Origin of the sequence: Micromonospora sp. CA-259024 (assembly GCF_050936255.1) — a bacterium.
GTDB lineage: Bacteria > Actinomycetota > Actinomycetes > Mycobacteriales > Micromonosporaceae > Micromonospora.
The window spans coordinates 2,765,586-2,778,894 of the sequence record NZ_JBNJND010000001.1 but is presented as its reverse complement, the minus strand read 5'-3'; the positions used below and the strand labels follow the sequence as shown (position 1 = coordinate 2,778,894).

At 70.0% G+C, this 13,309-nt stretch carries 10 protein-coding genes; 9 read left to right on the top strand and 1 reads right to left on the bottom strand.

Annotation, left to right across the window (positions count from 1 at the left end):
• The first annotated feature begins 87 nt into the window (after nucleotides 1-87).
• The gene (locus tag ACQEUX_RS11990) at nucleotides 88-312 is read left to right on the top strand and encodes a hypothetical protein (protein WP_433045677.1); all 225 of its coding nucleotides are present in this window, start codon (nucleotides 88-90) and stop codon (nucleotides 310-312) included.
• Nucleotides 313-478: 166 nt separating this feature from the next.
• Here ACQEUX_RS11990 and ACQEUX_RS11985 read toward each other — a convergent pair whose 3' ends face one another.
• A complete protein-coding gene (locus tag ACQEUX_RS11985; RefSeq protein WP_433045674.1) occupies nucleotides 479-1,723 on the bottom strand; it encodes a PQQ-dependent sugar dehydrogenase in 1,245 nt (414 codons plus the stop codon).
• Nucleotides 1,724-1,962: 239 nt separating this feature from the next.
• On the opposite strand from ACQEUX_RS11985, the gene ACQEUX_RS11980 reads away from it, so the two are divergent.
• The 8 genes from ACQEUX_RS11980 to ACQEUX_RS11945 all read left to right on the top strand — a co-directional run bounded on the left by ACQEUX_RS11980 (nucleotide 1,963) and on the right by ACQEUX_RS11945 (nucleotide 13,214).
• Nucleotides 1,963-2,178, top strand: a complete 216-nt coding sequence (locus ACQEUX_RS11980) for a hypothetical protein (RefSeq protein ID WP_433045671.1) — start codon at nucleotides 1,963-1,965, stop codon at nucleotides 2,176-2,178.
• Between the two features lie 190 nt (nucleotides 2,179-2,368).
• Nucleotides 2,369-3,493 (top strand): phage tail tip lysozyme, encoded by a 1,125-nt coding sequence (locus ACQEUX_RS11975; RefSeq protein WP_433045668.1) that lies wholly within the window; start codon nucleotides 2,369-2,371, stop codon nucleotides 3,491-3,493.
• 13 nt (nucleotides 3,494-3,506) lie between these two features.
• On the top strand, nucleotides 3,507-7,034 hold the full coding sequence (locus ACQEUX_RS11970; protein WP_433045665.1) for a hypothetical protein: 3,528 nt from the start codon (nucleotides 3,507-3,509) through the stop codon (nucleotides 7,032-7,034).
• Nucleotides 7,035-7,049: 15 nt separating this feature from the next.
• The gene (locus ACQEUX_RS11965; RefSeq protein WP_433045662.1) at nucleotides 7,050-10,811 is read left to right on the top strand and encodes a hypothetical protein; all 3,762 of its coding nucleotides are present in this window, start codon (nucleotides 7,050-7,052) and stop codon (nucleotides 10,809-10,811) included.
• 501 nt (nucleotides 10,812-11,312) lie between these two features.
• Entirely contained in the window at nucleotides 11,313-11,732 is a 420-nt protein-coding gene (locus ACQEUX_RS11960) for a hypothetical protein (protein WP_433045659.1), read from the top strand.
• Nucleotides 11,733-11,735: 3 nt separating this feature from the next.
• Nucleotides 11,736-11,960: a helix-turn-helix transcriptional regulator gene (locus tag ACQEUX_RS11955; protein ID WP_433045656.1), complete on the top strand. Its 225-nt coding sequence runs from the start codon at nucleotides 11,736-11,738 to the stop codon at nucleotides 11,958-11,960.
• Nucleotides 11,961-12,230: 270 nt separating this feature from the next.
• Nucleotides 12,231-12,914, top strand: a complete 684-nt coding sequence (locus ACQEUX_RS11950; protein WP_433045653.1) for a DUF4386 domain-containing protein — start codon at nucleotides 12,231-12,233, stop codon at nucleotides 12,912-12,914.
• A gap of 108 nt (nucleotides 12,915-13,022) precedes the next feature.
• Nucleotides 13,023-13,214, top strand: a complete 192-nt coding sequence (locus tag ACQEUX_RS11945; RefSeq protein ID WP_433045651.1) for a hypothetical protein — start codon at nucleotides 13,023-13,025, stop codon at nucleotides 13,212-13,214.
• Nucleotides 13,215-13,309 lie beyond the last annotated feature (95 nt).

Sequence of the window (13,309 nt, the reverse complement as noted above, 5' to 3'; positions counted from 1 at the left end):
GCCGATCATCGTCGCCATCGCGGCCGCAGTCGCAGGTCTGCTTTTCGTGGTGGTGCGGGGCACCTCGGCCAGGAGTTGGTCGCCGTCGTGGACGCGGAAGGTGGCGTCGGCGTCTTCGACGGTGACGGTTCGACCGGCGTGGTCGATGCCGACGTGAATTTTCTGACCAGCGACGACGAGGACGCCCCGGCTGCTGACGCGTCGTTCGACGCGTTGTGGTTCGGGTGCCGGGGTGGGTGGGGGTTCGGCGGGGCAGGCGTCGCGGATGCGGACCTGCTCTTGTGGGGCGAGCGGGTTGGGCAGGCTGCGTAGCAGGGTCCGGTCGGCGTCGAGGAGGTGCAGCACGCCGCGGTCAGCGCGATGCGGGAGCAGGCCACTCAAGAAGAAACGCACCCGGGGCTCTGCATGAGCCGGGGACGGCCGCCCGGACGCGGCCGTCCCCAGGGGTATTGCGGATGCGGAGGGATTGCCCTGAGGTTCAGCGGTTCGCCGCCCCGCCGCCAGAGGCTGGCTGGACCCGCTCGAACCGCACCCGGCTCAGCCATCCCGGGAGGTCACTGAGCACGTACAGCTCGCCGTGCACGTCGCTGCCGAACGCGGTCGGCTGAGTGGGGAAGTTGCCGATCGTGGCGGACTCGTAGCCGCCCGTGGACTTGGGACGCACGGCGAACGCGCGGGTCGAGCAGTAGTCGCTCGCGATGTAGGTCCCCCGCGCCTCCGGGGTGGCGGACCCCCGGTACACCAGGCCGCCGATGATGGAGCAGTTCTCCGTCATGTAGTGGTCGTACTCGACGACCGGGTCGGTGAGCCGCACGCCCGGTCGGCACTGCGTCTCGTCGAAGACCGGCGTGCCCTCTCGACAGGACCAGCCGAGGTTCGCGCCACGCTGCGACGGGCGGACGTGGTTGATCTCCTCGATCAGGCCCTGGCCGACGTCACCGATCCACAGCGAGTTGTCGACCGGGTCGATGGAGAACTTCCACGGGTTGCGCAGCCCGTAGACCCAGATTTCCGGCCGCGCGCCCGGCGTGCGGACGAACGGGTTGTCGTAGGGCACGCAGTAGGGCTTTCCCCCGCAGCTGCGGTTGACGTCGATCCGCAGAATCTTGCCGAGCAGAGTGCCGAGGTTCTGGCCGCTCTTGAAGGGGTCGTTCGCGTGGCCGCCGTCGCCGAGGGACCAGTAGAGGTAGCCGTCGCGGCCGAACGCCACCTGTCCGCCGTTGTGGTTGCCGTACTCGGCGTGCTCCTGGGTGAGCAGCACCTGTACCCGCTCGGGAGCGTCGATGGGCACTCGCGCCAGGGTCAGCGCCCCGGCCGGTAGGCTCGTGTAGGCCACGTAGAGGATCCCGGTCCGCGCGAAGTTCGGCGCAGGCGTGATGCCGAGGAGGCCGCGTTCGTTGTCCGAACTGTCGATCCGGGCGGTCAGGTCGAGCACGGGCTCGGCCGCCAAGCCGGTGTCGGGGTGGTAGGCGCGGACGGTGCCGTTCTTCTCCGCGATCAGCATCCGGCCGTCCGGTAGCCCGGTGATCGCGATCGGACGCTGCAGACCGAACGCCACCTGTTCGGATACCACGGTCAGCTCAGCGAGTGGCACCGCGCGGGTGTGGGGTGTGCCGGCCGCGGCGGTTCCGGCCACCGGCGCCGGTGGCAACAGGAACGCAGGCAGGGTCAGAATGAGCAGCCCGGCCAGCATGGTGGCCGGGCGACGACGCCGTCGCGACATGTTCAGCTCCTCGAGCAGGTGGGGTGGTGGATGCGATGTGGGAGCGTTCCCACGATACATCGGCTGCAGTCAATATCCAACCCACCCGCCGTCTTGCCGCCTTCCGGTCAGAGGAGCAGTGTCGGTCGACAGGACGGCAAGGACACGACCACGATCGTCTCAACTGAAGGCGCTCACCTGCTCTGGTTGTCACTGTCGCCGCACGGGGCGATGCGGCTGTTGCCGAGGTAGCGCACGTCGTGGAAGAGCTGCCGGGGAGTGCGTCCGTCGGCGACGCGGGTGATGGGTACGCCAAGCTGACCGCTGCTGTCGTCCAGCCGGCGATACAGGTCGGGGTCTTCGGTCAGAACGTCGGCGAAGAGTACGACGACTCGGTCGGTGCCGTGTGGCGCGGCGACGCGTTGGTCGGCGGCCCAGCTTCCGGTTCCACGGAGTATTGGACGGCGTGCAGGTGATCGGCGCGGCCGCCCGGACTTCAGACCAGCCCTTGAGGCGATTACCCGCTCCGCGAAAGAACCGTGTCCGATTCAGGACTTGGCGCGTGGCGGGTGTCCTTGCGCGTGTGACCGTGTGGTGCCGAGGCACCACAGTGGATCCGCCGCCGCGGCAGCACATCGACCCGCTGCACGGTGTGGAGGAACCGGGATGACGACCGAGGCTGAGTTCGACCGTAAGGCCGCCGAGATGAGAGCGGCCGGTTTCGACCCCGGCGCCGCCGCGGGACCCATCGAGCCCGTCGCCGGCGGTGAAATGCGCCGCTACCAGTTCGCGCTGCTCACCTCGCATCCTTCCGCTGGCCTGCACGAGGTGCACGGTCTCATCTACGAGCGGTACTTCCGGATGGGAGGACCGGCCGGCTACTTGGGATTCCCGACCACCGACGAGTCCGTCGCTGGACCCGGCCGGTTCAACCTCTTCCAGTTCCAGGGTGCCGCGATCCTGTGGCACCCGGTGTTCGGCGTCCACGAGGTGCACGGCCGGATCGGCGAGGTTTACTGGGACGCTGGCGGCCCGGTCAGCACGTGGGGCTACCCGGCCAGCGACGAATACCCGGACGGCGCCGTCGGACGGAGTTCCGACTTCGAGGGCGGAACCCTCGCGTGGACACCGGCCGACGACGTGCTGGAGATCTTCGCGTCGGTCGCGGGAGCGGTCACACCCGCGGCCGGCGACTGGCCGCAGGTGAACACTGACGAGCGGATGCGGTACGCGGTCGGCCAGTTGGTGTTCCGATTCGGCCTGCCGCGCAACGGCGCCGCCGGGGTGGTCGGCAATCTATGGGCCGAGTCCGGCGTCATTCCGCCCCGCATCGAGGGAAGCTCGGAAGGGCACCCGCTGCGTGCGCAGAACTTCGCGGGCGTGGTTACCGACTTCACTCCGGACCAGGTGATGCTGCGGCCGAACCCCGGTGGGCCGCGGCTGCCCGGTGTCGGCCTCGCGCAGTGGACGTCCGCATCCCGGCGGGCGGGTGTCTTCACACACGTCTACAACGGCCGTCCCTGGGGCTCGGCCGCCTTGAGCAGCATGGACGCCCAGCTCGACTACCTCGCCAGTGAGTTGCGGACCGGCTTCGCCGGTGTCTTTCGGGTCGTCACCGACCCCGGCGTGACCGTCGAGCGGGCGAGCGACGAAATCGTCTACAACTTTGAGGTGCCCGGAGCGATCCTCAGCGGTGGGCAGAAGTTGCCACGCACGGATCCTGCCGTCCAGGCCGTCTTCAACGCGCGGCGCGGGCCGTCGGCCCGGGCGTTGCGAGCGTTCACACCCTGACAACCCGACTGGGGTGCACATGCAGCCGGAGTACTTCGTCGACCGTGACCGGGTCTTCGTCCTTCGCCGCGCCGACCTGCTATGGCTGGAGCTGGAGTTGGTCAGGTGCCGCCTGTCCGACGACGGCACGACGTTGGAGCGCATCCAGGTCCCCAGCCCACCCCGCGTCAACGCGCTCTTTCCGTTCCAGCATCTGCTGGAAGAACCGGTCGGCGACGGCCTCCTGCACCTGCCGGTACGGTCATTGGCCGCCGCGCCCACGAAGCTGAGCTTCGCCGCGCCGACCGGCCCGCTGCCGCCCGGTGGCCTGTTGGCGGCGCTGGACCGGTGGCCGTATGACGCCGGCAGCAGCATGCTGGAGTTTCCGGCACGGCTGCGGCTGCGGGTCGGCAGTGGGGCGTACTGGTCCCTCGGCCATCCTGCGTCGCTGGCCGAGGGCCCGGACGGCACCGCGGCCGCCGGACTGTGGCAGGGCCGGCTCAGCCGCCTCCAGGAAGGCTGGCGACGTTGCGCGGCGTGCCAGACGCTGGTCTTCCCCGGTGACACCACGGCAATCTGCCAGACCGGCCAGGCGCACCGCTACGCCCCCAGCACGTACTCCCTGCGGCTCGGCGGTTGGATCGACGGGGAGCAACCCGGCTGGTACCGATGCGGCCGCTGTCAGGGACTCTTCTTCTCGGGATTCGGCGACGGCCGCTGCCGCGGCAACCAGACCCACATCCGTACCGAGGACTATTCGGTCGCCATCGCCAGCGCACCGCCCGGGGCCGAGATCGGGTGGCGATGGTGCAGCTACTGCCAGGTGCTGTTCTACATGTACGCGCCCAGCCTGTGCGTGAACGGCCGGCCGCACTATCCCCACGACAGCAACTGGTACACCGTGGTCCGCGGGCCGTCGACGGGCGGCACGGCGGTGGTCGCGGAGGCCGCTCGCGACGGCGATACGCCGTTCGATATGTCGCCCACTCCGCAACAACTGCACCATGTCGTCAACGGCATGTTCGACGTGACGGCCTTCGCGTTGTCGCCGCTGGGTGCCTCGGTGCGCATGGCCGGACCGATCGCCTACCAGCCCGAGCCGGTCGAGGATCCGGGCATCGACTACGAGCACCACGCCGAGTTCGGACGCGACGTGCGGGTGCGGGTGACGCAGCGGGGCTACCTGTCCACCCGCAACGAGGCCAGCATCGTGACCCTCACCGAGCGCCGCATCGGCTACCGGTGGGTCCCGGTGGTGCCCGCCGGCAACCAGGCCCTGTGGGACTGGTGCGGCCAATGCGGGTCGCTGTCGTACGGCGGCGGGATAGGCGGCCGGTGCGTGGACGGCAACCCGCACCGCCTCGGCGGTGATCCGGGGAAGATGGTGCCGCTCGGGTCCGAGCCGTTCCCGTCCGACCCAGGCTGGGCATGGTGCGCGGTCTGTGAGTCGCTGACCCAGGGCGGGGTCTGCTGGAGCGGCGCCGCGCACCAGACCGCAGGCAGCGGCCGATACAGCGTCAAAAAGAACCTGTGGGCCACCGCGTTCCCGCTCCTGGCCACCGCCGCCCATCGCTGCGACCGGTGCGGACGGTTGGTCCAGGGCGGCGGGCTCTGCGTCGGCGGTGTTGCACACGACCTCGGCGACTTCGCCTACGCCGTCGACGACCGGGGCATGGAGCGGGTGAGCTTCGGCTACCTGCACCGGTCGAGCTGGCTGGTCGTCACGCAACCCGAAGTGCCCTGCGGCAGCCTGGGTCAGCACTACATCTTCGACGGGCGCGAGATGCCGCTGCGCCGGTTGCGGCTGCGCACGCTGCGCGTACCCCTGGATGAGCAACCGCCCGGTGACGTGCCGTTCTGGGTCAGGGCCGGCGGTGGCGACGTCGAGTTCGCGATTGAGGCCGTCGACTGGGAGGAGCGGGCGGTCGCCTTCAGCATGCCGTTGGTGTTCGTGCCCGAGGCATCGGCGGCCGACGGGCAGGCGGCGTCGCGCGTCTACGCCGAGGGCCCCCAGTGGCGGCGCACCCGGCCGTTCGGCGGTCAGGTGGTGGCGGTCGCCAACCCGGTCGGCGCCTGCGGTGGTCCGACCGCGGTCCCGGTGACCGCGATGAACTTCCAGCTCCAGCCGGCCACCGCGGTGCGGCCGGCCTTCCTGCTGGGCGTGGCCGGATTCGCCGTCACCGTCGAGTCGTTGAGTCACTTCGACCCGGCCGGTGCCGCGCCGGTGGACGTGGTGCTGCACGACAAGTACACCGCGCACGGCATGGGCGCCGGCAACCCGACCGGGGCCTACCTGCAGCTCGTACGCGACGTCGGGGTGGCCTTCGCCGCCCACCGCGTCGGCGGCCTGGCCTCCCCGAACACCGTTCTCGGTGCGGTCAGCGCCCGCCGGGGCGTGATTCCCCGGGGCTTCAGCGACGGGACACCGTCACCCGACCTCGGCGCGATCTTCGGCGACGCGAAACTGCTGGGCATCGTGCCGTTCCGGGTCATCCTCGATTCGGTCCCCGAGCCTCCCACCATGATCACGCGGCGCGTCGGTGACACCATCCAGATCGAGTACGCCCTGCACGCCGCGCTCAAGAGCGGCGTGCGCCACCGGTCGCTGAGCTTCGGCACGGCCGCGACGCTGGATCTGCGTGCGATCACCTCGACCTCGGCCCTCGGCGCCGCTACCGGGCAGCTACCGCAGAGCCACGTCGAGGGCACCGTCACCGACATGTCGCTCTCGGTCGGCAACGTGGTAACCGTGCGCTTCGCCAAGCTCCGCTTCGTCGCCGACGCGGGACGCAACCCGCAGATCGACATCGAGGGCTGCGAGGTCAGCTTCCACGGCGAGCTGAAGTTCGTGGGCGACCTGGCCGACGCGCTCAGCTCTTTCGGATTCGGCTCCGGAACCTCCGTGACGGTCACTCCGGCTGGCATCGAAATCGGCTACACCGCGGCGATTCCGTCCGCGGCGGTCGGGGTCTTCAACCTCAGCAACCTAGTGCTGTCCACCGGTCTGACGTTGCCGTTCACCGGCGCGGCGCCGCAGCTGCGGTTCGGTTTCTCGCACCGCGACGACCCGTTCACGGTCGGCGTGCTGTTCCTGGCCGGCGGCGGCTTCTTCGCGTTGACCGTCGACGGCGAGAAGGGCGTCACCCGGGTCGAGGCGGCGCTGGAGTTCGGCGGCAACTGCGAGGTCGACGTCGTCGTGGCCCGCGGCGGCGTCTACGCCATGGTGGGCATCTACCTGGCCTTGACCAACGGCGTCGCGGTCATCAGCGGGTACGTGCGCTGCGGCGGATATCTGGACATCCTCGGCATCGTCAGCATCAGTGTCGACTTCCGGATGGAGTTGCGGTACAGCCCGACCACGGGCGAAGTGGTCGGCTCGGCGACGCTGACCGTCGGCATCAGCGTGCTGTTCTTCAGCAAGTCGCTGACCTTCAGCGTGGAACGGCGCTTCGCCGGCTCCGCGCCCGCCGCCAGGTTCAGCGCGTTCGCCGCGGCCGGGCCGGCGCTTCCGGCCGGGGTCGACGTGGGCGGCTGGGACCTGTACTGCCAAGCATTCGTCTGAGCCACCGGAGAACCCGTGCCCACACAGGAAATTACCTGGACGGCCTGCCCCAACGGCCGCACCAAAGCCGGCCGCTTGCGGGTGTCGGTGTTCATCGCACCCCGGCTGAGCCCCGACTTCGGTCCGACGCCCCTGACCACCTTCCCGGATTTCGTCGACTGGCCCGAAAGGCTGCGCGGCGACGTCAGGTTCTCCCTCACCGTCGGTGCCGGCCCCGACGAGCGGACGGTGCCACTGGACATCGTGTCCGCACCCCCGGACTCACGCCGGTGGCGAGCCCTGCTGCCGCCAACCACCACGGTTGTCGGCTACCAGACCGAGGAGCACGGCGACCGCCCGGTCTGCACCTACTCCATGCCAGACGTCGTCGAGGCGATCCAGGCGGCCTACCTGGACACGGCCGCCGCGTCCACCGTGGAGCCGCCTTTGAACATGACGCCGCCGGAACTGCTCGTGCCGGTCATGCCCGGCCTCGACGACCTGTTCAGCGAGTTCGTGGTCGAACCGCTCGAACCGCAGCTTCCCCGGCTGATCGGTGAGGCCCGACTCGCCGGCCAGGCCCGGCGCAGAGCGGGTGCGCAGGCGGTCGCGCGCGAGATGCTGGAGGTCTTTCCGGTCGCGCGGAGCCGCCGGGACCACATCGCCCGGGCCCTGGCGTTCTCGGCGACGCCAGCGACGCGGGAGAGCGCGCCGCCGCGCCCGGTGCGGGACTTCCACGAGCGGCTCAGCGCGTTCGGCGACCATCCCGCACTGCTGCGCGCCCTGGGCCTGGTCGTCGACACCGAGTGCGACGTCACGCTACCGACGAGCGACCTGTACGTCACGACGATGCGGGTGCACACCGACTGGACGCCATTGTTGCCCCCCAAGGTAATCGGCTTCCTCGACGACTCGATCGTCGAGGCGACGACCGCGAACCGGCGGCCACGCACCGCCGTGGGGCCCCAAACGGGAATGTCCGTGTCGCGCAGAAACGCTGCGCCCGGCGTTCTGCCGTTGCCCGAGGAGACCTTCCTGTTGGAAGAGCTGGACGTCGACGGTGCCGTGCACAAGGCCGCGGCGATGGTCAGCTCGCTGTCGGCGAACCCGGGCGACCGTGTCGGCCCACCGGCGCTGCGTACCGGGGGACTGGCCCTCATCCAGATCGGGCTCCCGCAGCAGATGTTCATCGCGTTCGCCGAGGGGTCGATAGCCGACGGCGAGGCGCTGCTGTTCACCGAGGACCTCACTCGCGGCTACCGGATGGACGTGCGCGACGCCGACCTCGACGGTCGCTGGCGGTCGCTGCACCGCCGCTCGGTGACCTACGAGATCGAGGGCGATGCCGACCCGCTGACCGTCGCCGACGAGGAGGGCCTGTTCGCCGTCAGCATGCGCACGGGCTCGGCGGACCCCACCTCGGAGATCTACCTGCACGAGAACCTCGTGGTCTGGAACGGCTGGAGCCTGTCGGCGCCGCGACCCGAGCGGCCGTTGGAGAACCCCGGACCTGCGCCGCAGCCGGCCGCGGACGAGCACCTGCGGCTGACGGTACGCCCGCAGGTGTTGCCCGGCAGCCTGCCCCGGCTGAGGTTCGGGCACACCTACCAGGTGCGGCTGCGTACGGTCGACGTCGCTGGCAACGCCCTGGGTCCGGACAACGCGCCGGACGTGGCCTCCGGGCGCCGCGCGTACCTGCGTTTCGAGCCGGTGGCGCCGCCCGTGTTCGCCCCGGGCCCGGACGACGTCACACCCGATGGCCAGCCAGCGTTCGGCCCCGGCGAGAGCGTGCACCGGCTGGTGGTCCGCAACTACCTCGACGGTCTGGTCGAACCCGCCCGGCGCGACGTGCTGGCCCCCCGCGGCTCGGCCCAACTGGCCGAACTGCACGGACGCCTCGACGACGCCATCGGCACGAGCCGGGTGGCCGGCCCTCGCGCCGACGGCCTACGTGTGGTGTCACGGGACGGCAACGCGCTCACGTTTCCGGTCGGGCCTGTGCCGCCCTACTTGCCGGATCCGCTGGCCCGGGGCGTCAGCTTCCGCGGGCTACCGCAGGCGCCCGGGCCGTCCACCGACGTGCCCTTCGCCATGCCCACCTGGCACGAGCCGCACACCTTCGCCCTGGTCTGCACGGGGGCGGACCCGGCCGGACCACTGTTCGACGAGGCCGCCGGCACGCTGACGGTGCCGGTCGAGCCAGGCGCCGTCGCCGAGGTGCGCGCGTCCTCGCTGCTTGCCGAGCCCGAGCTGATGGCGCTGCTGCGCTGGGTTCGCGAGCACCGCTCGGCGGCCGAGGCGGCCGAGGTGGAGGCGACCGCGCGGGCCAGCGGGCACTGCATGTTCACACCATGGCAGACGCTGACGCTCGTACACGCCGTGCTGCGTCCCTTGGCGACACCGGACCTCGTCAGCCCACCCACCGCGCGGCATGGCTTCAACGACTCCGATGTGAACCTCGCCGTCACCGTCTCCGTACACGCGGGGACCACCGGCACCATCAGCCTCGTCGCGGACTGGCGCGCGCAGGTCGACGACCTCACCCAGCCGGCGTGGTCGGTGCGCGAACAGCACGGCACGGTCTTCACCCATACGCTGCCCGAGGGCTGGCAGGCCCACGCGCCGGCGGACGTCCGCGAGGGATGCTGGCGGCTGTCCCTGGCCACCGGCGCCGGCGGGAGCCAACCGCCGCACCAACTCGGCGAGACGCGGCACCGGCGCGTCGCGTACCGGATGGTCTCGACCACGAAATACAGCGACCACTTCGACCCCGTCCGCGCCGAGCAGCACGGGGGATTCGCACTCGACGGCGCATCCGTCGAATGCGAGATCCTCAACAGCGCACCAGCCCCCGCGCTGGCCGTGCTCGGCACGGTCCCGGCGTTGCTCTGGCAGGAAACGACGACCGGCACCACGACCACGCGGGTACGCCGCGGCGGCGTACGCGTGTACCTGCAACGACCCTGGTTCGCCACCGGCGACGACGAATTGCTCGGCGTGGTGGTCGGCGGGTCGGCGTTCGACGCAGTCGACACCGGCCCGCGGGCAAACCTGGTCTCTCGGATCGGGCAGGACGCCACGCGCGCCGCCGGCCGGGCCAACGTCCTGCGACCCGGCCACTTCCGTAACGCCACCGCCACGATCGACGTCGAACTCGCGGAACTGCGCCGGCTCGGCGACGGCGGCCCGACCACCGCGACCGTCCTCGGATTCGTTCCGGCCTACGACGAGATCAGCGGCCGCTGGTTCTGCGACATCGACATCGACACAAGCCCGGCGTACCTTCCCTTCGTCCGCCTGGTGGTGGCGCGTTTCCAGCCCGCGTCGATCCGCGATGTCCGGCTGCCCGACGACCAGGCCGCGTCACCGGACCTGTGCGTGGTCTCCCCGGTGGTCGCCCTCGACCCGATCGTGACGCTGCCCGATCGCCGGTTGACCTACTCGGTCAACGCCGACCGCACGGTCGACGTCTATCTCGCCGGTGTCACCTACGAGTCGGTGCGCGGGCGCGGCCCGGTGGCTTCGACCGCCCGTGCCCGTTCCCGCGTGTGGATCCGCTGGGCATCGCGGCCCGCCGGGTCGACCGCACCGTGGACCTTCGACGCGGTGGCCGCCCGCGACCTCGACCGCGACGACGCCAACGGGCTGTGGCGGGTCACCGGACTTCCGTCGCAGGCCACCTCCGCGGACCGCGACTACCGCCTGCTCGTCCTGGAGGTCGAACGCACCCCGTCCGACCTCGGCGGTTTCGCGGATCGCGTGGTCTTCGCCGACGCGATCGCGATCCCGGCCGGTTAACGTCACGTGGGCGCTGCCACGGTGGCGCGCGGCACCGCGACGAGCGGTAGGAAACTCTCGCGCTGAAAGTCTGCGCAGTTCGGCGTTAAGTCGGACCGAAGGTCGGCACACAAGGTCGGACCACAAGTCGGCATTCCCGGCGGCTGCGCGCTGGGAAAGTCTGGGCGCAGGGAGTGATGACGTCGGATCCGTGAGCGCCGCGGGTTCTACGGAGGCCCACCTCCGGCCCGTCGACCGAGAGCGCGACCGGCTCGGGTGCTCCCACGCCGGATTCCCCGTCGGAAGCATGGAGCCGCCGCGAGCCGTCGCGGGCCGATATGGCAGTGGCGCCGTGGGGATCAAGTCGATCCGACGACTGCCTGACGGCCCGCACTGTGCCCACGGGGCCGGTCGACCGCCAGGTGGCGGACTCACGCCGCACGTCGGAGTAAAGATTCTTTGACATCATGTCCGCCCTGCTTTACCTTGGTGATGTCAAGTTTCTTGTACATGGGAGCGGACATGTCCTCCGAAGAGAAGCGCACATGGATCTACGCCGTGGTCGCGGTTGGCATAGCCGTGGTCTACTTCGCGACCGTCCTGTCAAAGGTGCCCGGAACGGACGTGGCGACGATCGCCTACGTGTGGCCGATGCTCACCGCGATCGGTGTTGGGATCGCCGCGAACATCGTCCTGACCGTCATGGCCGCGATCCTCTCACCGAGGGAGGCCGGCAAGACCGACGAGCGCGACAGGCAAATCAACCGGCTGGGCGAGCACTTCGGCTTCTACGTCATGAGCGTCGCCGCGATCGTCCCGCTCGGCCTGGCGATGGCGAAGATCGAGCAGTTCTGGATCGCCAACACGCTCTACCTCGCGTTCGTCCTCGCCGCCCTCGCCTCCTCAATCGTGAAGATCGTTGTGTACCGGCGAGGCTTCTAGCCCATGGCCAAGCCCACCAGGGTCACCAACACGATCCGAGCCCTGCGGTTCGCCCATGGGGAGATGACGCAGGCGGAGCTGGCCGACCGCCTCGGCGTAACCCGCCAGACCATCATCGCCATCGAGCAGGGTCGCTACTCGCCGTCACTGGAAATGGCCTTCCAGATCGCCCGAGTGTTCAGGGTGCCGCTCGACGACGTCTTCGGCTACCCCGACACCGAGGACTAACCGCCACACCACTACCACCGCCGCGCGAGGAAACCCCCAGCGGCTTCCTCCTTCACGCCCAAAACAAGGGAGAACCATGTACACCCCTCAACGCCCCGCCCGGATCGCAGGCATGTTCCATCTGATCGTTGCCCTCTGCGCCATGGTCGACAGGCCGGTGGTTGCCGACACCGTCGTTGAATTGGGGCTCGTCGGATGATCACGGGACCTTCACGAGCCGGCGCAACAGCTGAAGGAGCCAGCACGGCCGAGCTAGTCCGCACCGCCCGCATGACGGGGCTGTTCTATCTCGGTATGGCCATCGCGGCCATGCTTGGATTTCTGATCATCCGGCCGAGGCTTTTCGCGGCCGAGGATCCCAGTGCGACGCTAGCGCACCTGGTCGGGAACGAGTCGCTTGCGCGCGCCGGGGTCGTGCTGGAGATGCTTATGGTCCCCACCCAGGCGCTCACCGCCATGTGGTTCTACCGCCTGTTCCGCACCGTGGACGCCTTTGCCGCCGGCAGCATCGCCGCCTTCGGCCTGGTCAACGCGGTCATCGGCCTCAGTAGCGCGGCGTTCCTGGCGACGGCGGTCGAGGTCGCGTTCGACCCGGTCGGCGACGCGCCGACAACCGTCTATCTTCTGTACCTGCTGAGCGGCAACCTGTGGGGCGTGGGAGGAATGTTCTTCGGCCTGTGGCTTGTCCCCATGGGCTTCTGCGTGCTCCACTCGGGGTGGATGCCCCGGCTGCTGGGCTGGTTGCTCATCAGCGGCGGTGGCGGCTATCTGCTCGGCGCGTTCATCGTGTACCTCGCTCCCGAGGCACGAGTCGTCGCTGAACTTATCGCAGTGCCCGCGCACGTAGGCGAGTTCTGGATGGTCGGCTACCTGCTGGTCCGCGGCGTCCGCCATCGCGCGCTCCAGGAAGCACCGCGAGCCGACGCTCGCATGGCGCCACCTGCGGCGACGTGATCGTGGCCCGGGCGAAGGGTGGGAAGGTCGAGGACGGCCGGTGGGGCCGGCACGCGGCCACGGCCGATGAGCGTGCGGTGCGCCGATGGCTACAGGGGCCACGCCCGCATGGTTGTCGACGAGGACCGGAAGGTGGTCGTCGGCTTCACCCTCGCCGGCCCGGACGTCGCGGAGCTGATCCACGCTGCGACGATCGCCATTGTCGGCGAGGTCCCGCTGGACCGGCTGTGGCACGCGGTGCCGGCATACCCGACCGTCAGCGAGGTTTGGCTACGGCTGCTGGAAACATACGGCCGCTGACGGTGGAATTGAGCGCTCGTCCCGTCGCCGTCCGCGCCGGGACGAGACTTGCCGTCCACTGCTCGTGCATTGAGGACGAGGTTGGGTTGCCGATC